This window comes from Pseudomonas oryzicola, from assembly GCF_014269185.2.
Lineage (GTDB): Bacteria > Pseudomonadota > Gammaproteobacteria > Pseudomonadales > Pseudomonadaceae > Aquipseudomonas > Aquipseudomonas oryzicola.
Map to the genome: position 1 here is coordinate 2,851,817 of NZ_JABWRZ020000001.1, position 17,966 is coordinate 2,869,782.

The following is a 17,966-nucleotide window of genomic DNA, read 5'->3' on the forward strand; positions in this document are numbered from 1 at the left end:
GCCATGCCATCGCCTTGCACCTTCGGCATTGAAGAGGAGTACCTGCTGGTCGACCTTGCCACAGGCCGTGTTCCGATCGCACCTTCGCCGGGGGTAGCCAGGCGCTGCCGGGAGGTGCTGGGCGAGCGATTTGCCCAGGAAATGTTCCGTAGCCAGATCGAAGTGGTGTCCCCCATATTCGACAATTCTCACCAGGCACGGGAATTCTTTGCCCAGAGCCGGCAGCGTCTTGGCCAGGCCCTGGCCCAGGAAGGCATGGGCCTATATGGCGCAGCCAGCCACCCGTTTGCCCCGTGGAAGAAGCAGAAACCGGCTACAGCGGCGCATTACCGGCAATTGTTCGATGACTACCAGCACGTGGCGCGACGCAGCCTGGTCAATGGCCTGCATGTGCATGTCGGCGTGCCGACGGGTTGTGACCGGATGCAGTTGATCAACCGCCTGGTACCGTGGCTTCCCCTGCTGCTGGTACTGAGCACCTCGTCGCCCTTGTGGAGCGGCCAGCACACCGGCTACCTGAGCTATCGCCGGGTGATCTGTGGCGAGTGGCCGCACATGGGCTTGCCCGAGCCTTTGCCTGACTGGTCCGCCTACGAGCGCTACCGGGCCTTGCTGCAGCGTACCGGGTCGCTGGCCAAGGACGGTGACTTCTGGTGGGCCGTTCGCCCGTCGCGGCGCTACCCGACCGTTGAACTGCGCATTTGCGATGCGTGCCCGGACCTGGAAGATGCTCTGTGTATCGCCGCTTTGTTCAGGCATATCGTCGAGCATTGCGTGCGCTGGGGGCACGCCCCCGAACCACTGACCCGCGAGCTGCGCTGGGTCGCGCAAGAAAATTACTGGCGCGCCATGCGCCACGGCCGCCACGGCACCTTCATCGGCCCACAGCAGCAACAGAGCGTTTCCGCCCGCGGCTGGCTGGCACAGTTGCACGCTGCCTTCCCTGTCGACACGGCCGATGCCGAGCGCGCATTGCTGCAGGCGCAACGGATCCTGGAGCAGGGCACCAGTGCGGACCGCCAGCTGGCCTGCTTCGAGCGGGCCCGGGCCAGTGGCAGGACGACGCCGCAAGCGCTGCGCATGGTCGTGGACCAGGTGCTGGAGGAGGGCGGCAAATATCCTCTTCACCCCCCCCATGGCACTTGCAATCACGCAGGGTTGAACGACAATGGCGGCGCCATTTGCCAGCCATCCGGACACTCCGCACGATGATCTTGACCCAGCAATTCCCTGATATTTCCCTGGTTGACACCTTGTTCGTCTTCGCCCTCGAGGCCGAGGCGGGAAGCGTGTTCGCCGGGATGAACAGCGTGTTCACCGGCATCGGCAAGGTCAATGCCGCCATTGCCCTGACGCGAGCCATCGCCGCCAACAAGCCCAGGCTGATCGTCAACCTGGGGTCGGCTGGCAGCCTGCGTCATGGCAAGGGCGAAGTGGTGTGCTGCACCCGCTTCGTGCAACGTGACATGGACGTGACCCCGCTGGGCTTCGCCCGTTACGAAACGCCGCTGTCGGATATCCCGGTGCTGCTAGAGCACGGCGTGGAGATCCCGGGCCTGCCCGTGGAAACCTGCGGCAGCGGCGACAGCTTCGAGATCAACCACGGCGACGCGCCGTACGACGTGGTCGATATGGAGGCCTATGTGCTGGCCTTGATCGCGCGCAGCGAGGGCATTCCCTTCGTCTGCCTGAAATACATCTCCGACGATGCCGGCAGCGATGCGGCCGGAGACTGGGCGGTGCAGGTGCACCTGGCGGCAGAGGCATTCAAGCGGGTGCTGTTCAGCCAGGCGTGACCGCTGGTCGGCGCTGGCGCCAGGTTGAGCAAACCATCGACCTGGGGTTGTCCTCGAAACCGGTATCGGCCCTTGCACGGGCCAGCCCGGTTTCAGCAGAGGAGTGGCCCCCATGCCCAACAAACCCCACGACCAGTTCAGCATGCAGAACCCGCTGACCCAGTACCCGCACCCACCGTTCCCCGCCCAGGGCCAACCTGCGCCGGGCCTGGACGTCAACATGCAGCCCAAGCCCGACCACGGCGAGGCCACCTACAAGGGGTTCGGCCGCCTGGCCGGGCGCAAGGCGCTGATTACCGGCGCCGATTCGGGCATCGGCCGTGCAGTTGCCATTGCCTTTGCTCGCGAGGGGGCCGACATTGCGCTGAACTACATGCCCATCGAACAACCCGATGCCCGCGAAGTGATCAAGCTGATCGAAGCCGAAGGCCGCAAGGTGGTTGCGATTGCCGGCGACCTGAAGGACGAGCAGTTCTGCAAGGCGCTGGTCGAGCAGGCCCACGAACAGCTCGGCGGGCTGGACATCCTGGTCAACGTCGCCGGCAAGCAGGAGGCGCGCAAGGACATCAGCCAGATCACCCACGAGCAATTCGACCACACCCTGAAAACCAACGTCTACGCGCTGTTCTGGCTGTGCCAGGCCGCGGTGCCGCTGATGCCGGCGGGCGCGACCATCATCAACACCGCCTCGATCCAGTCCTACCAGCCCTCGGCCACCTTGCTCGACTATGCCACCACCAAGGCCGCCATCGTCGCCTTCACCAAGGCCTTGGCCAAGCAGGTGATCGAACGCGGCATCCGGGTCAATGCCGTGGCCCCGGGGCCGATCTGGACCGTGCTGCAGCCCAGCGGCGGCCAGCCTCCGGAGAAAATCCCCGAATTCGGCGCACAAACGCCAATGAAGCGCCCCGGCCAGCCGGCCGAATGCGCGCCGGTTTACGTCCTGCTGGCCAGCCAGGAGTCCAGCTACATCACCGGCGAGGTGTTCGGCGTGACCGGCGGCAATCCGTTGCCATAGGGCTGGCCGGCTAAACCTTCGCGGCCTGGTGCAGTCACTTGTGGTATCGGCAGGCAACCTGGGGGCAGATCCATGGCAAGGGCAATCTGGAAAGGCGCCATCAGTTTTGGCCTCGTGCACATCCCTGTGGCCCTCAATACCGCGGTGCGCACCGAGCGCGTCGACTTCGACTGGCTCGACAAGCGCAGCATGGAACCGGTGGGCTACAAGCGGGTGAACAAGGTGACCGGCAAGGACATCGACAAGGAAAATATCGTCAAAGGGGTCGAGTACGAAAAAGGCCGTTATGTGGTGATCAGCGAAGAAGAGATCCGCAAGGCACGCCCCGAGGCGACCCAGACCATCGACATCTTTTCCTTCGTCGACGCCGGCGATATCCCTCTGCAGCATTTCGACACGCCGTACTACCTCAGCCCCGACCGGCGTGGTGGCAAGGTGTATGCGCTGCTGCGCGAAACCCTGGCCAGCACCGGCAAGGTGGCGCTGGCCACGGTGGTGCTGCACACCCGCCAGCATCTGGCGTTGCTGAGGCCGCTGGAAGAGGCGCTGGTGATGATTACCCTGCGCTGGCCGGAAGAGGTGCGTGGCCTGGAAACGCTGGAGCTGGACAGCAGCGTCACCGAAGCCAAGGTGGACAAGCGCGAACTGGACATGGCCAAACGGCTGGTCGAGGACATGAGCGGCGCCTGGTCGCCCGACGACTATCATGACGCCTTCCGCCAGACCATTCTCGACCTGGTGGAAGAAAAGGCCAGCAAAGGCAAGATCGAAATGGTGGAAACAGGCGAGGCAAGCGCAACCGAAAAAGGCGCGGACATCATCGACCTTACCGAACTGCTCAAGCGCAGCCTTGGCGGCAAGGGCGGGGCGGCAGGCAAGAAGAAGCCAGCGCCAGAGAAGAAGCCTGCCAAGCGTACGCGCAAGGCCTCCTGACGTCCTTCATGCCCGCGCAAGCTGCGGGCCAGCCCCTTACTGGCCCAGCAGCTTGCGCATGCGCGCGGTGATGGACTGACGTACCTTGCCCATGTCTGCCCAGGGGTCGTCGATTTCTGCCAGGCGCTCACGCAGGTTATCGATGTTCCACTGGTTGGCGCCCTTCAGCTGGGTAAGTTCTTCACGCCAGATCGGTACCGAAACCGGCAAACCTTCGCGTGCCCGCAGCGAATAGGCGCAGGCAGTGGTGGCGCCCTTGCCGTTACGCAGGTAGTCGATGAAGATGCGGCCCACGCGGTTTTTCGGCCCGGACACGGCGCTCAGGCGCTCCGGGAACAGCCTGGCCAGGTAATTGACGATGGCGTGGCTGAAGTCTTTCACCTCGTCCCAACCGGCTTTGCGCGTCAGCGGCACGACCACATGGATACCTTTGCCGCCGCTGGTCTTCAGAAACACCTTCAGGCCCAGCTCGTCGAGCAGGGTCAGGGTCAGCTGGGTAGCCTCCAGCATGGCTTTCCAGGGCAGGGCGGGGTCCGGGTCGAGATCGAGGACGAAGCGGTCGGGCTTGTCGAAGTCCTTGTCGGTGCCGTTCCAGGTGTGCAGTTCGAGCATGTTCATCTGCACCGCGCCCAGCAGGGTGTCGGGGCGATTGATGATCATCGCCGCCTGACCCGCCTCGGCTTTGTCGTAGCTGAGCACGTTGGGGATGTGCAACTGGCCTGCGTTTTTCTGGAAGAACAGCTCGCCCGCCAACCCGTCGGGGGCGCGCACCAAGGCCACCGGGCGGTCCTTGAGCTGCGGCAGGATCCACCGGCTGACCTCGGCGTAGTACTCCGCCACGTCGCGCTTGGTGGCGCCACTGCTGGCGTCGATCACACGATCCGGGTGGGTCAGGCGCAAGTCACCGAAATGTTCCACGGCCTTGGCTGGCTTGGGTTTGGGTAGGCTCTTGCCGGGCATGGCGCGCTCCAGGTCGATGGCGGTGGCAGGTTTGTCATCACGCAGGCCGTGAAATACCGAATGGCGCACGATCCCTTCGCGGGTCATCTGCGCATAGGCCACTTCGGCCAGCAACTGTGGCTTCAACCAATGGACACCCCGGGCCTCTGCGCCGCTAGGCGGCCTGGCCAGGGCGGGCCTGGCGATTTCGAGCGGTTTGAGCCGCGCATGGATGCTGTCCAGCGTGGTGCTGCTGAAGCCGGTGCCGACCTTGCCGGCATAACGCAACTCACCACTGTCGTTGTCATGCAATGCCAGCAGCAGGGCACCGAAGCCGTTGCGGCTGCCTTTCGGCTCGGTAAAGCCGACGATCACGAATTCCTGGCGTTTCTTGCACTTGAGCTTGATCCAGTCGGCACTGCGCCGCCCGACATAAGAGCTGTCCACGCGTTTGCCGATCAAACCCTCCAGGTCCAGGCGGCAGGCACTGTCGAGTAACGACTCCACCGGCTGGTCGAAGTCGGCAGAAAACACCAGGTTGTCGGCGTCATTGGCTTCGAGCAGCTGGCGCAGCGTTTCGCGACGGGCTTGCAGCGGCACCTGGCGCAGGTCACGGCCGCCGAGAAAGGGCAAGTCGAACAGGTAATAGGTGATCTGTTCGTCGTGATCGGTGTCGAACGCATTCTGCAGCGCCTGGAAGTCCGCCACCCCCTGCTCGTTGTTCACCACCATCTCCCCATCCAGCCAGGCCGAATCGACCCCAAGCTGGCGCAGGGCCGCCACCTGGCGCGGCATTTTCGCGCTCCAGTCATGGCCGTTGCGGGTGAACAGGCGGATGTCATCGCCGTCGATGCGCGCCAGGATGCGGTAGCCGTCGAATTTCACTTCGTAGCGCCAGTCACCCGCCGGTGGCGAGTCGACCAGCGTGGCCAGCTGCGGCTGCAACAACTCTGGCAGCGGCGCAGCTTTGCCAGTGGCCGAGCGTTTGCCGGCTGCAGGCTTGGCCTTGGCCGGCTTGCCGCTGCTGCGCTTGGGCAGCAGGGTACGGTCGCTGAGCACGCTATCCGGCTGCGCGTCGACGATGCTGTACTCACTTTCGCTGCGCGCCTGGCTGTCGTGGGACTTGACCAGCATCCACTGTTCCTTCTTGCCGGCCATGTGGGTGCGGAAGAGGTTCCATACGCCACTGAGCTTTTCACCCTGCAGGCGGAAACGCAGCTTGCCTTTGGCGTAGGCTTCGCGGGCATCCCCCTCCGGCTCCCAGATGCCGCGGTCCCAGACAATCACGTCACCGGCACCATAGTGCCCTTCAGGAATGTGGCCTTCGAAGTCGGCATAGTCCAGCGGGTGGTCTTCGACGTGTACGGCCAGGCGGCGCACCTTGGGGTCGAGCGATGGGCCTTTCGGGATGGCCCAGCTTTTCAGCGTGCCGTCCAGTTCCAGGCGGAAATCGTAATGCAGGTGGCTGGCATCGTGCTTCTGGATGCAGAACTGCAGGGCGTGGGCGCGCCGGGTGCGCTTTGGCTTGCCACTGGGTTCGGGCGTGGCGTTGAAATCGCGTTTGCGTGCGTATTCCTCGAGGGGCTTGGCCATGGCAGGCTCCGGGCGATTCGCTGTCTTATCGTTGGGAGACAGCTGAAGCAGGGGAGTTCAAAAAAAGCCGCTGCAGGCGCGCAAGAAACTCTGAATCTTCCGGCGCTTGGCGTAGTCGACCGTGAGTAAGCCAACGGAGGAAGACAATCGATGTCCAGACCTGATGATCCCAAACCCTACACGCCGACCGAAATCGACGATACCGAAGACCGCATGGGCAGTGTGCTCGAGCTGGACTTCAGTGATCGCCTCGACGATCGCGAGGGGCGGGCGGGTGATGAGCGGCCGCCGCAGGAAGTCGCCCAGGAGTTCCCGGCCCGCCGCGTTGCGCAAAGTGGCATGACCGGTGGCGAGACGCTGAGCGACAGCTTGCACGAAGACAACGTGACTTACGACGACCTCAGCCCGGACACCCTGCTGGACGAATCCGGGGCGCGTGACCCGCACGAGCCAGGCCATGGCGGCCCGGCCGACAAGTCCCTGCGCCGCGTTGACGCCGGGGAGATTGGCGGCGGCATCGGGCTCGATGAAGCCGAGCTGGCCCGCTCCGCGCCGCTGGATGGCCAGCCGTGGAGTGATGATGTAATCGACGAAGACGAGGAGGGCAAGCCATGAGCGAATTACGATGCGCCTGTAGCGAATGTACCTGTACGGTGGACGCCGCCCCCCAGGATGGCAAGGCCTACTGCTGTGAGGCCTGTGCTACCGGGCACCGCAACGGTGAACCCTGCCGCATGCCGGGCTGTAACTGCGCGCAGGCCGCGCAGCCGAAGGAGAGCAATGTGGACAACGCCCTGGACGAAACCTTCCCGGCGAGCGATCCGATTTCGCCGTGATAAGCGCAGTACCACTTGCGGGGACCGCCTTGCGCTCCTTCGCGGGCTGGCCCGCGAAGGAGCGCAAGGCGGTCCGGAGAATGGCTTCAATGGGTCTGCCAGATACCGTTGCTGCGCTCGCAGTCCGTGCGTGCCTGGCCCAGGCTCGGGGTATCGTAGTAGTAGGTCACCACCCGTGCATCCTTGGGCAACCCCGGGCGGGTGGAGGGCTGGTCATTCCCCGCCGCCTTGGGGTTGGCCAGGGCTTCCTGGGTCAGCGGAGCAATGCAGCTGCCCACGCTACCGTCGGCGCAGCGCGCCACTCTGCGCTTGTCTGCACTGAGCATGTCCTTGCTCTGGTTGCTGCAGGACCATTTGATCGCTTCAGGCGGCATACTGCTGTAGGTGTAGCAGGTGTGCTGCTCCACAGGTCGCACCGCTTCGCTGGACGATCGGGTCATCACATCGCAGGCCTCTGCCAGCACCCTGCCACTGACCAGGCTCGTGAGCATCAATGTCAGCAAGGCAATACGCATGGTCACCTCCCGGCCCCTGGGCCGTCGTCGGCATTCAAGCCGGTTTTTCGCGCCGGCGCATGGCCTTGGCGCGCTTTTCCAGTATCAGGTAAGTCATCACCGCTAGCACCAGCGGAATCAGGTAGTACAACGTGCGGTACGCCAGCAGGGCAGCTACCAGGCTTCCTTGGCCGAACTGGCCGTGTAGCAAGCCGAGGAAAACGGTTTCCAGCACGCCCAGCCCGGCCGGGATGTGCGCCACCACGCCCGCCACGCAACTGATCAGCAGGACGCCAAGAACCGACGGGTAGAACGCCTGGTCAGGCAGTAGCCAGTCGATCAGCAACGCCATTACCGCCCAGTTGCTGGCACCGAGCGCCACCTGGCATAGCGCCAGGCGCAGGGAAGGCAAGGTCAGTTCATGGTCGCGCCATTGCCAGGTTCGCTTGCTGGCCGTGCCACAAGCCACCAGGTAGGCGAAGGTGATGGCCAGCAGCACGAAGCCGATCAGCTGCAGCCCGCCAGTACCGACCGGCCAGCTCGAGGGCAGCTCCACCAGGCGCAAGGCGAATATACCGCCGGCAAGCAGCATGTAGCCCATCCAGTTGGTCAGCAGGCCGAGGGTGAGGATGCGGGTGATGGTCGGCGTATCCAGCCCAAGGCGGCTGTACAGCCGATAGCGCAAGGCCACGCCGCCTACCCAGGTGGTGAAATTGAGGTTGAAGGCATAGCACACGAAGGCCACCGGCAGCACCTGCCGCGCGGGCAGCGTATGGCCGATATAGCTGCGCGCGAGCAGGTCATAGCTGGCAAAGATCAGGAAGCTGCACAGGGCCATGACCATCCCGACCGCCAGGCTGCCCGGCTTGTAGGCGAGCAAGGACTGCCGTACTTCGTCCCAGTCCAGATTGCGCGCCAAGGTAAACAGCAGCACCGGTATGAGGACCAGGAACAGCAGGGTGAACAGGCGCTTTGCCCAGGTATGCCAACGCTTTCGTTCCATCAGGTATTGCCCTCGTGCAGGTCGCCTTGCGTCTCGACTTCCGGCTGCAGCGACTTCAGGCGCTTGCGGTGTGCGGGTAGCCAGCCGGCAATGCGCGGGAACTGGCGGATCACGTGGAAGCACAGGAATATCAACGGCGCCCGCCACCAGTAGCCACGCACCATGCGCTCGAGGGTGACGGGCTTGCATTGTTCGTTGGCCAGCGATGTCAGGTGCTGATGCAACTGCTGGTTGAAGCGGCGGTCGCGGATGAACAGGTTGGCTTCGAGGTTAAAGGCCAGGCTCAGCGGGTCGAGGTTGCTGGAACCAACCGTGGACCACTCATCGTCCACCAGGGCAACCTTGCCGTGCAGGGGCCTTTCGCAGTATTCATGAATGCGCACGCCGTCGCGCAGCAAGTAGTTGTACAGCAGCCGGGAAAGTGCCCGGACCCAGCGCATGTCCGGCTGGCCCTGCATGATCAGGGATACCTCGACACCACGCCGGGCGGCATTGCGCAGCTCGCGCAATAGCCGATAACCGGGGAAGAAGTAGGCATTGGCCACCACCACGCGTCGGCGGGCATTGCGCAAGGCTTCCAGGTAATACGCTTCGATGGCGTTACTGCGCTGACCGTTGTCACGCTCAACCAGTACCGCAGTGATATCGCCGGTGGGGGCGGTGACCGGGCGCACCTCGCTGGGTGGCTCGAGCACAGGCGACATCAGGCGACGGCTGACGGCATGCACCTGCGCCACCACCGGGCCGGTGACTTCCACGGCATAGTCCTGCTTGGCCATGGGCCCGAAATCGCCCAGGTGATCCGCACTGTAGTTGATACCGCCGATGAACGCCCGTTCGCCGTCGATGACCACGATCTTGCGATGCAGGCGCCGGAACAGGTTGGTGCGCATGCCCGCCAGGCGTGGCTGGGGATCGAACAGGTGAAAGCTGACCCCGGCATCGGTCATCGCGGCGATGAAGCTGCCGGGCAGGTCTGCGCTACCGTAGCCATCGGCTACTACCTCCACCCGCACTCCGCGCTGCGCTGCATCGATCAGCACCCGTTGCAGCTGCTGGCCGACCTTGTCGTCGAAGATGATGAAGGTTTCCAGCAGGACTTCTTCCCGTGCCTGGCCGATGGCCTCGAATACGCGGGGGTAGAACGCCTCGCCGTTGATCAGCAGCTCTACGCAGTTGCCATCCACCCAGGGTCTTTTCACAGCGTGATCTCCGCAGCCAGGGGGGCGTGGTCGGACAGGTGCGACCACGGGTAGCTGGACAGCACTTGCGCCTTGCAGGGCATGGCATTGCGCAGGTAGATGCGGTCCAGCCGCAACAGGGGCATGCGCGCAGGAAAACTGCGCGCCGGGGTACCGAACCGCTCGCCAAAGGCTTCGATGAGGCGCCGGGACAGCACCGCATCCGCCTTCAGCCGCCAGTCATTGAAGTCACCGGCAATGATCACCGGCGCGTGCGCTGGCAAACGGTCGAGCAATTCGAGCAGCAGCTTCACCTGGCTCTGCCGATGCGCCTCGCGCAGGCCGAGGTGCACGCACACCGCATGTACCTGCTCATGGCCGGGTACCTCCAGTTGACAATGCAACAGGCCGCGCTGTTCGTTGCCCTGGACAGAAACGTCCAGGTTGTCGAAGCGGGCGATCGGGAACTTCGACAGCAGGGCATTGCCATGGTCGCCGTGGGGGTAAACGGCGTTGCGTCCGTAGGCGAACTGCGGCCACATGCTGTCGGCCAGAAACTCGTATTGTGGCGTGTCCGGCCATGCGGGGTGGCGAACGGCATGCTGCTGGTGGCTGCCATGCACTTCCTGCAGGAACACCAGATCAGCGCCGGTGGCGCGTACGGCTTCGCGCAGCTCGGGCAGGATGAAGCGCCGATTGAAGAAGGTGAAGCCCTTGTGCACGTTGAGTGTAAGCACGTTCAGCCGATGCACTGCCGTGATCTTGTCGATGATGCAATGGGGGGTGGGCAAGGTCTTGTTCACAGGTCCACCTCGGGTTCCACGCCGGGTTCAGTCATCAGGTGGTGATCCAGATGGAGCTTTTCCAGCAGTCGTCGGGCGTCATACGGGGCATGTACCTTCTGGTCATTGTCGAAATAGCAATAGACGTCACGCGGCCCATGTTTTGGCGGCGGGCCTGGCACGATCAGCTCGGCATCCTCGGCCTGGTGGCCTTCGCTCCAGTGCACGATGCGCTCTTTCCAACGGCGCAACGCACGTGACGTATAACCGCTGCTGTACAGCTCGACGTCGCCATGCAGGCGCATGTAGACGAAGTCGGCGGTGACGTCTTCCACATAGGGCCATTTACCGGCACTGTCGGCCACCACCAGCGCCACCTGATGCTTGCGCAGCAGTTGCACGAAGGCTTCGCAGAGGAAACTTTCATGGCGTATTTCCACCGCATGGCGCAGGCGTTGATTGCCTTCGATCGCGGTGCCGCCGTTGCCTTGCAGGCGCTCGGCACACCCTTCGGCACACCGACGCGCAGCGGCGCGGTCGCGCGGCAGCAGTTCGAGAAACGCCTGGAACAGCGCTTCATCGAACTTCATGCTGGGCGGGAACTGCCACAGGAACGGCCCCAGCTTGTCCCCGAGCAGCAGCGGCCCGGATGCAAAGAAGTTCGCCATCGGCTGTTCGATAGTCTTCAGGCGCCGTATATGGGTGATGTAGCGCGGCGCCTTGACCGCGAAGACGAAATCTTCCGGGGTTGCCTGAGCCCAGCTGCGATAGCGCTCTGGTGTCTGCAAGCTATAGAACGACCCGTTGATCTCGATGGTATTCACTGCCCGTGAAGCGAACGCCAGCTCGTCGTCCTGGGGCAAGCCCTTGGGGTAGAAGTCCTTGCGCCAGGGGCCGTAGCGCCATCCTGAAATGCCAATGCGCACTTCGCTCACGCTGCCTCCTAATTGCTTGTTGCACCAGTTCATCAGTTGCGACCGGTGCAGCCGTGCGAGGGTTCAAGCAGGATTGATCGACGGTGCAGCCAGCGCCGGATTGAACTTTGCCGCCAGCGGCGATTCCACCCTTTAGCAGCCTGAGGGTGGTGGATGCTGCCCCCGCTGTGGTTACGGTGAGGAGCGATGCCATGAAATTCGACCGTTTCGCGCAATGGCTGGCGAACTGGACCGGCCGCCCGCTGAGTTTCGCCATTGCCCTGTTGCTGATAATGGCCTGGGCCTTGACCGGGCCGTTGTTCGATTACAACGACACCTGGCAACTGGTGATCAACACCTCGACCACCATCATCACGTTCCTGATGGTGTTCCTCATCCAGAACACGCAAAACCGCGACAACGACGAACTGCACATCAAGATCGACGAACTGCTGCGCACGACCAGACGCGCGCACAAGGCATTACTCGACCTGGAGGACATGGACCCTGCCGAACTGCATGCGCTGCGCAAGCAGTACCAACGCATGGGCGAGCGCGAGGAGGGTCGCGACCGGCGACATGACCCGCCCGCAGACTGAAGGCCTGCCCATTTCACTGGAATGAACACCGCTGACTCCTGGAGGCAAGCATGCCCAGACACATCATCCACTTTACCGGCCCGATCAATTCCTCCACCTGTGGCAACCTCATCGGCACCTGTGCCAAAGCCCTGCAACAGGGCGCCGAACTCTTGCAGCTGAACATTGCCACCATGGGTGGTGAATGCAGCTATGGCTTCACCTTGTACAACTTCCTGCGCGGGCTGCCGGTCCCCCTGCACACGCATAACCTGGGGACCGTGGAGTCGATGGGCAACATTCTGTTCCTGGCCGGCGAACACCGTACCGCCTGCGCCCACAGCAAGTTCCTGTTCCACCCGTTCCACTGGACACTGCACGGTTCGGTGGACCATTCGCGCATGGCCGAATACGCCATGAGCCTGGATTACGACTTGCGCCTGTACGCGCAGATTGTCGCCGAGCGGACCGAGGGCAGCACCGAGGTGCTGGACGTGCCGCGCTACCTGATGGCGTATCCACGCATTCTGGGCCCGCGCGAGGCGCTGGAGAGCGGCATGATTCACGCCATCGACGAACTGCCGATCGAGGCCGATGCCTGCCAATGGAGCGTGCATGCCTGACAAGGCCAAGGCACTGTGAAAAATGGCACCGGCATAGCCGGTGCCATGCGCTAGGCTCTCTGTGAAAGAGACTTTCACGCAGAGCCTAGCGAATGGACGCGGCGATCGCCTGGTCACAGGCCAGCAGTGAGCGGATCAGCAACCTGATGTCATCCTTGAGCACCGGCACCTGGTCGATATGGGCGAAACAGCAGTCGGCAATTTCGTGCTGGGCACTAGGCCGGGGCGCGTCGGCGAACTCGGCTTCGAATACGAAATGCATACGCTCTGGGGTTTCGTGGCGCATCAACAAGGTCAATGTGTCCGCCTGCAGGCCGGTTTCTTCCAGCAGCTCGCGCTCAGCAGCCTGCAACGGCGTTTCACCCGGCTCGACCTTGCCGCCTGGCAGGGTCCAGGCGGCCTTGGGCTTTCTGACCCAGAGCCATTTATGAGCGTGCCTGGCGTGGCGGCAAATGACGGTTGCGCGGGCCTTGACCGGTTTCATGCGACCTCCTGGTGAAGCTATTCCTATACGGAATTAGTCACCAGGAGCGCAATGAACGTTGTGTTTATCTGAGCGGAACAAGATGGATGGTCAGTAGGGCACGGACCCGTACAAGGTCTCGATCGCCTCGACCAGTTCGTCGTAACCGACCGGCTTGTTCAAATGCCGGTCGAAGCCCGATTGGCGTGACTTGTGCTGATCGGCGCTGGCGCCGTAGCCCGTCAATGCGATCGCCGGGGTGTGCTGCAAGTGGCTCAGGCCACGCAAGGCCTTGATCAACGCGTGGCCATCCATGACCGGCATACCAATGTCGGACAGAATGATGTCATAGCTGGCGGCCGCTGCCGCTGCCAGCGCCTGGCGTGGATCGCTGAACGCACTGACCTCGGCGCACTCCATTTCCAACAACTGCTGCATCACTTCCAGCACGTCTGGCGAATCATCGACCAACAGCACCCGGATGCCGCTCAGGCGGCCTTCGGTGGCTGTATCCGCTGGCGCTGCGACGGGGAGCTGACCGCTGTCCGACCATGGCAGGCTGACGGTGAAGGTGCAGCCCTGGCCGATGCCCGCCGAATCGGCACTCACGCTACCACCATGGGCTTCCACCAACTGACGGACCAGGGACAGGCCAATACCCAGGCCTTCGCGCGGATGGCTGCCCATTTGCGGTGCGACCTGGCTGAACAGGTCGAAAATGTGCTCCAGGCTATCCGCTGTCAGGCCAGCACCCTGGTCAATGACGCGCAACCACACCTGTGCTTCATCATGGCTCAATACCAAGCGGACAAGGCCACCCGGCGGGCTGAACTTGAGCGCGTTGTTCAGCAGGTTCCAGACCACCTGTTCCAGCCGCGTGCTGTCGCCTTCGATAATCAAGGGCAAGCCGTCAGCCGGCAGCTCCAGGAGCACATTGCAGGCAGGTTGTTCACTCTGCACCAGTGCATGGATGCCCTGCAGGATGGCGCGGATATCCACCGCTTCGGTCTTGAGCTTCAGCTTGCCGGTACGAATACGGGCGACATCGAGCAAGTCGTCGATGATTCGCGCCTGGCTGTTGACCGCCTCGCGGATGCTGGCCACAGCCTTGCTCGCCGCTGCGCTGTGGGCGATCGTCGGCAAGCGCCGGAGGATTTCCGCATTGAGCTGGATCAGGTTGAGCGGGTGCTTGAGTTCGTGGGACATGATGGCGAAAAACTCGTCCTTCATGTGGCTGCTGCTCTGCGACTCGGCCAGTTGCTTGCTCTGCTCGTCATGCCGGCGCTTGTGCCCCGTGAGGTCGCGGGCGATCTTCACGAAGCCGCGCAGGGTGCTGCCCTTGAGCTGGGATATCTCGCCGCTGGAGTAGAAGCGGCTGCCATCCTTGCGCACATGCCAGCGCTCGTCCTGGTCGCGCTCATTGACCCGGGCGGCATGCAGTTCCTGTTCGGGAACGCCGCGCGCACGGTCCTCTTCGGTGAAGATCAAGCGGTAATGCTGGCCCAGCACATCCGCCTTGCTGTGGCCGAACATCAGGCTGGCGCCAGTGTTCCAGTCGGTGATCAGGCCCTGTTCGTCGAGCAGGATGATGGCGAAATCGTGGGTGCTTTCGGCCACCACGCGCATGCGCTCCTCACCCAGGCGCACGCGTTCCTCCGCCGCCCGGCTCTTGCTGATGTCGATGAAGGTCAGCACCGTGCCATCGCTGTCCTGCTCGCTCGAGCGGTACGGCAGCAACCGCGCCAGATACCAGCGTTGGTCGTGGCCGCCGACCTCGCGTTCGATGATGTGTTCGCCCTGGGCCACGGTACGGGCATCCTCGGCCAGCGCGGGGTAGTCGAGGCGATGGGTGATGTCGAGCAGCGAGCGCCCGGTGTCGACCGGCAGCATGTTGAACAAGTCGGTGGCACGCGGGGTGAACCAGCGGATATGCAGGTTGCGGTCGACGAACACCGTGGCGATATCGGTACTGGCGATCAGGTTGCTGAGGTAATCGTTGACCTTGTCGGTTTCCTCGACCTTGTTCTTCAGCTCGAAGTTGACCGTCAGCAATTCCTCGTTGATCGACTGCAGCTCTTCCTTGCTGGTGCCCAGCTCTTCGCTGGCAGAGCGCAGTTCTTCGTTGATGGCCTGCATTTCTTCATTGGAGGCGGTCAGTTCCTGGCTGGAGATTTCCCATTGTTCGATGGTTTCCTGCAATTGCAGGCGGGTGCGCTGCAGCTCGTGCTCGAGGTTGTGCAAGACCATGCTGTCGGTCTGGCGAAGCGACCCGGCAATGGGCAACGACGGGCCGGCTGCGCGCTCTTCGAAAACCACCAGCAGGTATTCGCCAGCGCTCACTTGGTCCTTGTGCGGCTGCACGGTGATTTCCACCTGCACCCGGTCGGCACCTTCGCCGAGTTCCACCGGCCGCGAGGTCACCGCCTCGGTACCCTGGCGGGCCTGGAACAAGGTGCTGCGCAGGGCCAGGCGCAAGCTCGGCAGCACCAGGCTCAACAGGTTACGACTGAGTTCACCGCCGGCCAGTTGCATGAAGCGGCCAACGCCCTCGCTCAGGTGCAGGATCGTACCTTCGCCGTCGATGATCAGGCTGGGCGGGTTCCGGCGCGCCAAGGCCCGGTGGTGCACTTCGGCGTAGACGGGTTTGCGCCCGGGCTTGTCCTGCCCGCGTGCGACCTGGGGCGGGCTGGTGAGGTCCGGCCCCGGCAACTGGCGGCCCGAGCGGCGGCCCAGGGTGCTGACGTCGCGGGCTCGGTAGATACGGTTGCGCTTGTCGACCACGGCGAACAGTTCATTGGCCAGGTCGGCAGACTCGGCTGAGCCCAGGAACAGGAACCCCCCGGGCCGCAAGGCGAAGTGGAACATCTGCAGAATGTCCTGCTGGATCTCGCGGTCGAGGTAGATCAGCAGGTTGCGGCAGACGATCAGGCCGATCTGCGAGAACGGCGGGTCGGACAGCAGGTTGTGCCGGGCGAACAGGACTTTCTCGCGAATTTCCTTGCGTACCCGGTAGTGCTGGTCTTCCTTGACGAAGAACTGGCGCAGCCGCGAGGGTGGCACGTCGGTGACGATCGCCTCCGGATACGAACCACCCCGGGCAATGCTGATGGCACGCTCATCGAGGTCGGTGGCAAACACCTGGACTTGGCTGGCTCGCTGTTCCACGGCCAGTTGCTCGCAGGCGAGCATGGCCAGGCTGTAGGCTTCTTCGCCGGTGGAGCAGCCGGCCGACCAGATGCGTATTTCGCCAGCGCCCTCGGTTGGCTCGGGCTCGCTGACCAGCTGCGGCAGCACATGGCGTTCCAGCGCCTCGAAGGCCTCGCGGTCACGGAAGAAGTTGGTGACACCGATCAGCATGTCGGCCAACAAGGCCGTGGCCTCTTCGCGGTGGTCTTCCAGGTAGCGCAGGTAGGCGCCAAGGTCGGCCTGCCCGGTCACGTGCAGCCGGCGCTCGATGCGCCGCAGCACGGTGGCGCGCTTGTAATGCTGGAAGTCATGCCCGGTGACACTGCGCAACTGCAGGAGAATCTCCTCCAGCAGCGGCTCGGAGGCCTGCGGGTCGCCTGCGCGACTGCCCAGCGCGGGTGGCAGGGTATCGTCATCGATCCGCGGCAGCTTTACCTGGCTAGCGTTCCGCCATAGCTCCAGCAGTTTCTGGGGGATTTCCGCGGCCGGTAGGACGATATCGACCATACCGGTGTCTATGGCCGCGCGGGGCATGCTGTCGTACTGCGCGTCATCGGGCGCCTGCACCAGCGTGACGCCGCCTTGCTCCTTGATGCGCGAGAGCCCGACCGCACCGTCGGCACCGCTACCGGACAGCACCACGCAAAAGGCATGGTCCTTGTGCACGTCAGCCAGGTCACGAAAGAACAGGTCGATGGCCACGTGGTCGCCGCGTCGCCGGTTGGCTGGGGTCACCCGCAGGTAACCGTCATTGGTCGACAAGCGGTTGGCGGGCGATATCACGTACACATGGTTGCGCTCGATCGGCACTGGCTCGGTCACCTGGCGCACCGGCATCGCGGTGGTTTCCTGGATGATGCGGTCCGCCACACTCTGGTGGTCGGGAGACAGGTGCAGGACGATGACGAAGGCCATGCCTGAATCGGCCGGCATTTGCCGGAACAACGTGCACAAGGCCTCGAGGCCACCTGCCGAGGCGCCTATGCCGACCACAGGGAAGTCCAGATGGCTTGGACTCAGGTTGGGGTTTTGCGGCGAGGCGGGCTGGTTAGCAGACGACTTCATGGCGGTGCCTTGTACAGACCTGACAGATGGCCCATCGACGCATCGCCGGGCTTGTGAAAGGCCATTATAGGCAAGCTGGCACGGCAATCGCGAGAGGTTGGACGGAGGACCAATAGGCAGCGCGCCAATTTGCGACCTGCCAGTCATTTGGCGCCACTCGTCCGCAAACCCCGTATTAGAGTGAGCGCACAGCACCGCCTGGGTTCGGAGTAAGGGCACGGTATACGACCGTGACTACCATTCCAACCGCAAGGAGAAACGACATGGCTCGCGATCAAGATCAAACCAGCCAACGTGGCGGCACCAAGGAAACCAACCCGGGCAACTTCGCCAACGACCGCGAAAAAGCGTCCCGCGCCGGGCAAAAAGGTGGCCAGGCCTCCGGCGGCAATTTCGCCAATGACCGCGAACGCGCCTCTGAAGCCGGGCGCAAGGGTGGCCAGAACAGCCACGGCGGCGGTCGCAACCAATAATGCACCCGCTGGCAACAGCACCGATGACCCGGCGGGCATCCCGCCGGGTCATCGCTCCTGCGAACCGTTACGCAATCTTTTTGAATCTT

General features: G+C 63.4%; 17 protein-coding genes. 9 read left to right on the forward strand and 8 right to left on the reverse strand.

Annotation, left to right across the window (positions count from 1 at the left end; all coding sequences use genetic code 11):
• The first annotated feature begins 3 nt into the window (after window positions 1-3).
• The 4 genes from HU760_RS13200 to ku all read left to right on the forward strand — a co-directional run bounded on the left by HU760_RS13200 (window position 4) and on the right by ku (window position 3,747).
• Entirely contained in the window at window positions 4-1,212 is a 1,209-nt protein-coding gene (locus HU760_RS13200) for a carboxylate-amine ligase (protein ID WP_186674136.1), read from the forward strand.
• Window positions 1,209-1,796 carry a 5'-methylthioadenosine/S-adenosylhomocysteine nucleosidase family protein gene (locus HU760_RS13205; RefSeq protein WP_186674135.1) on the forward strand — a complete coding sequence of 196 codons (588 nt, stop codon included), beginning with the start codon at window positions 1,209-1,211 and terminating at the stop codon, window positions 1,794-1,796. Before HU760_RS13200 ends, HU760_RS13205 begins: the two co-directional genes overlap by 4 nt.
• A 112-nt stretch (window positions 1,797-1,908) precedes the next feature.
• Window positions 1,909-2,814 (forward strand): SDR family oxidoreductase, encoded by a 906-nt coding sequence (locus HU760_RS13210; protein ID WP_186674134.1) that lies wholly within the window; start codon window positions 1,909-1,911, stop codon window positions 2,812-2,814.
• Between the two features lie 72 nt (window positions 2,815-2,886).
• Window positions 2,887-3,747, forward strand: coding sequence for a non-homologous end joining protein Ku (gene ku, locus HU760_RS13215; protein WP_186674133.1), 861 nt, complete (start codon window positions 2,887-2,889; stop codon window positions 3,745-3,747).
• A 36-nt stretch (window positions 3,748-3,783) separates the two neighbouring features.
• Here ku and ligD read toward each other — a convergent pair whose 3' ends face one another.
• Complete coding sequence (ligD, locus tag HU760_RS13220; protein WP_186674132.1) at window positions 3,784-6,279, reverse strand: DNA ligase D; 2,496 nt, start codon at window positions 6,277-6,279, stop codon at window positions 3,784-3,786.
• A gap of 150 nt (window positions 6,280-6,429) precedes the next feature.
• Here ligD and HU760_RS13225 point away from each other — a divergent pair, with 150 nt between their 5' ends.
• A complete protein-coding gene (locus tag HU760_RS13225) occupies window positions 6,430-6,894 on the forward strand; it encodes a phosphotransferase system, HPr-related protein (protein ID WP_186674131.1) in 465 nt (154 codons plus the stop codon).
• Entirely contained in the window at window positions 6,891-7,115 is a 225-nt protein-coding gene (locus tag HU760_RS13230; protein WP_186674130.1) for a metallothionein, read from the forward strand. The genes HU760_RS13225 and HU760_RS13230 overlap by 4 nt, the downstream gene beginning before the upstream one ends.
• A gap of 86 nt (window positions 7,116-7,201) precedes the next feature.
• On the opposite strand, the gene HU760_RS13235 is transcribed toward HU760_RS13230, so the two are convergent.
• The 5 genes from HU760_RS13235 to HU760_RS13255 are packed head-to-tail and all read right to left on the reverse strand — an operon-like array spanning window position 7,202 to window position 11,510.
• Entirely contained in the window at window positions 7,202-7,630 is a 429-nt protein-coding gene (locus HU760_RS13235) for a hypothetical protein (RefSeq protein ID WP_186674129.1), read from the reverse strand.
• Between the two features lie 34 nt (window positions 7,631-7,664).
• Window positions 7,665-8,612, reverse strand: coding sequence for a lysylphosphatidylglycerol synthase domain-containing protein (locus tag HU760_RS13240; protein ID WP_186674128.1), 948 nt, complete (start codon window positions 8,610-8,612; stop codon window positions 7,665-7,667).
• Entirely contained in the window at window positions 8,612-9,814 is a 1,203-nt protein-coding gene (gene clsB / locus HU760_RS13245) for a cardiolipin synthase ClsB (protein ID WP_186674127.1), read from the reverse strand. The genes HU760_RS13240 and clsB overlap by 1 nt, the downstream gene beginning before the upstream one ends.
• Window positions 9,811-10,596, reverse strand: a complete 786-nt coding sequence (locus HU760_RS13250) for an endonuclease/exonuclease/phosphatase family protein (RefSeq protein ID WP_186674126.1) — start codon at window positions 10,594-10,596, stop codon at window positions 9,811-9,813. The genes clsB and HU760_RS13250 overlap by 4 nt, the downstream gene beginning before the upstream one ends.
• A complete protein-coding gene (locus HU760_RS13255) occupies window positions 10,593-11,510 on the reverse strand; it encodes a DUF72 domain-containing protein (RefSeq protein WP_186674125.1) in 918 nt (305 codons plus the stop codon). The genes HU760_RS13250 and HU760_RS13255 overlap by 4 nt, the downstream gene beginning before the upstream one ends.
• 191 nt (window positions 11,511-11,701) lie before the next feature.
• Here HU760_RS13255 and HU760_RS13260 point away from each other — a divergent pair, with 191 nt between their 5' ends.
• On the forward strand, window positions 11,702-12,088 hold the full coding sequence (locus HU760_RS13260) for a low affinity iron permease family protein (protein ID WP_186674124.1): 387 nt from the start codon (window positions 11,702-11,704) through the stop codon (window positions 12,086-12,088).
• Between the two features lie 50 nt (window positions 12,089-12,138).
• Window positions 12,139-12,690 (forward strand): ATP-dependent Clp protease proteolytic subunit, encoded by a 552-nt coding sequence (locus HU760_RS13265; RefSeq protein ID WP_186674123.1) that lies wholly within the window; start codon window positions 12,139-12,141, stop codon window positions 12,688-12,690.
• Between the two features lie 85 nt (window positions 12,691-12,775).
• Here the strand turns inward: HU760_RS13265 and HU760_RS13270 are convergent, their stop codons facing one another.
• A complete protein-coding gene (locus HU760_RS13270; protein WP_186674122.1) occupies window positions 12,776-13,174 on the reverse strand; it encodes an NUDIX hydrolase in 399 nt (132 codons plus the stop codon).
• 90 nt (window positions 13,175-13,264) lie between these two features.
• Entirely contained in the window at window positions 13,265-17,404 is a 4,140-nt protein-coding gene (locus HU760_RS13275; RefSeq protein ID WP_186674121.1) for a CheR family methyltransferase, read from the reverse strand.
• A 263-nt stretch (window positions 17,405-17,667) separates the two neighbouring features.
• Between HU760_RS13275 and HU760_RS13280 the strand changes: the two genes are divergently transcribed.
• Complete coding sequence (locus tag HU760_RS13280; protein WP_114170448.1) at window positions 17,668-17,877, forward strand: con-10 family general stress protein; 210 nt, start codon at window positions 17,668-17,670, stop codon at window positions 17,875-17,877.
• Window positions 17,878-17,966: the final 89 nt, after the last annotated feature.

Bases quoted from the DNA above. Each gene is read 5' to 3' on its own strand.
- HU760_RS13210 (WP_186674134.1), top strand. From the start codon at position 1,909: ATGCCCAACAAACCCCACGACCAGTTCAGCATGCAGAACCCGCTGACC.
- HU760_RS13200 (WP_186674136.1), top strand. From the start codon at position 4: ATGCCATCGCCTTGCACCTTCGGCATTGAAGAGGAGTACCTGCTGGTC.
- HU760_RS13265 (WP_186674123.1), top strand. From the start codon at position 12,139: ATGCCCAGACACATCATCCACTTTACCGGCCCGATCAATTCCTCCACC.
- HU760_RS13225 (WP_186674131.1), top strand. From the start codon at position 6,430: ATGTCCAGACCTGATGATCCCAAACCCTACACGCCGACCGAAATCGAC.
- HU760_RS13280 (WP_114170448.1), top strand. From the start codon at position 17,668: ATGGCTCGCGATCAAGATCAAACCAGCCAACGTGGCGGCACCAAGGAA.
- ligD (WP_186674132.1), bottom strand. From the start codon at position 6,279: ATGGCCAAGCCCCTCGAGGAATACGCACGCAAACGCGATTTCAACGCC.
- ku (WP_186674133.1), top strand. From the start codon at position 2,887: ATGGCAAGGGCAATCTGGAAAGGCGCCATCAGTTTTGGCCTCGTGCAC.
- HU760_RS13270 (WP_186674122.1), bottom strand. From the start codon at position 13,174: ATGAAACCGGTCAAGGCCCGCGCAACCGTCATTTGCCGCCACGCCAGG.
- HU760_RS13260 (WP_186674124.1), top strand. From the start codon at position 11,702: ATGAAATTCGACCGTTTCGCGCAATGGCTGGCGAACTGGACCGGCCGC.
- HU760_RS13240 (WP_186674128.1), bottom strand. From the start codon at position 8,612: ATGGAACGAAAGCGTTGGCATACCTGGGCAAAGCGCCTGTTCACCCTG.
- HU760_RS13230 (WP_186674130.1), top strand. From the start codon at position 6,891: ATGAGCGAATTACGATGCGCCTGTAGCGAATGTACCTGTACGGTGGAC.
- HU760_RS13275 (WP_186674121.1), bottom strand. From the start codon at position 17,404: ATGAAGTCGTCTGCTAACCAGCCCGCCTCGCCGCAAAACCCCAACCTG.
- HU760_RS13205 (WP_186674135.1), top strand. From the start codon at position 1,209: ATGATCTTGACCCAGCAATTCCCTGATATTTCCCTGGTTGACACCTTG.
- HU760_RS13235 (WP_186674129.1), bottom strand. From the start codon at position 7,630: ATGCGTATTGCCTTGCTGACATTGATGCTCACGAGCCTGGTCAGTGGC.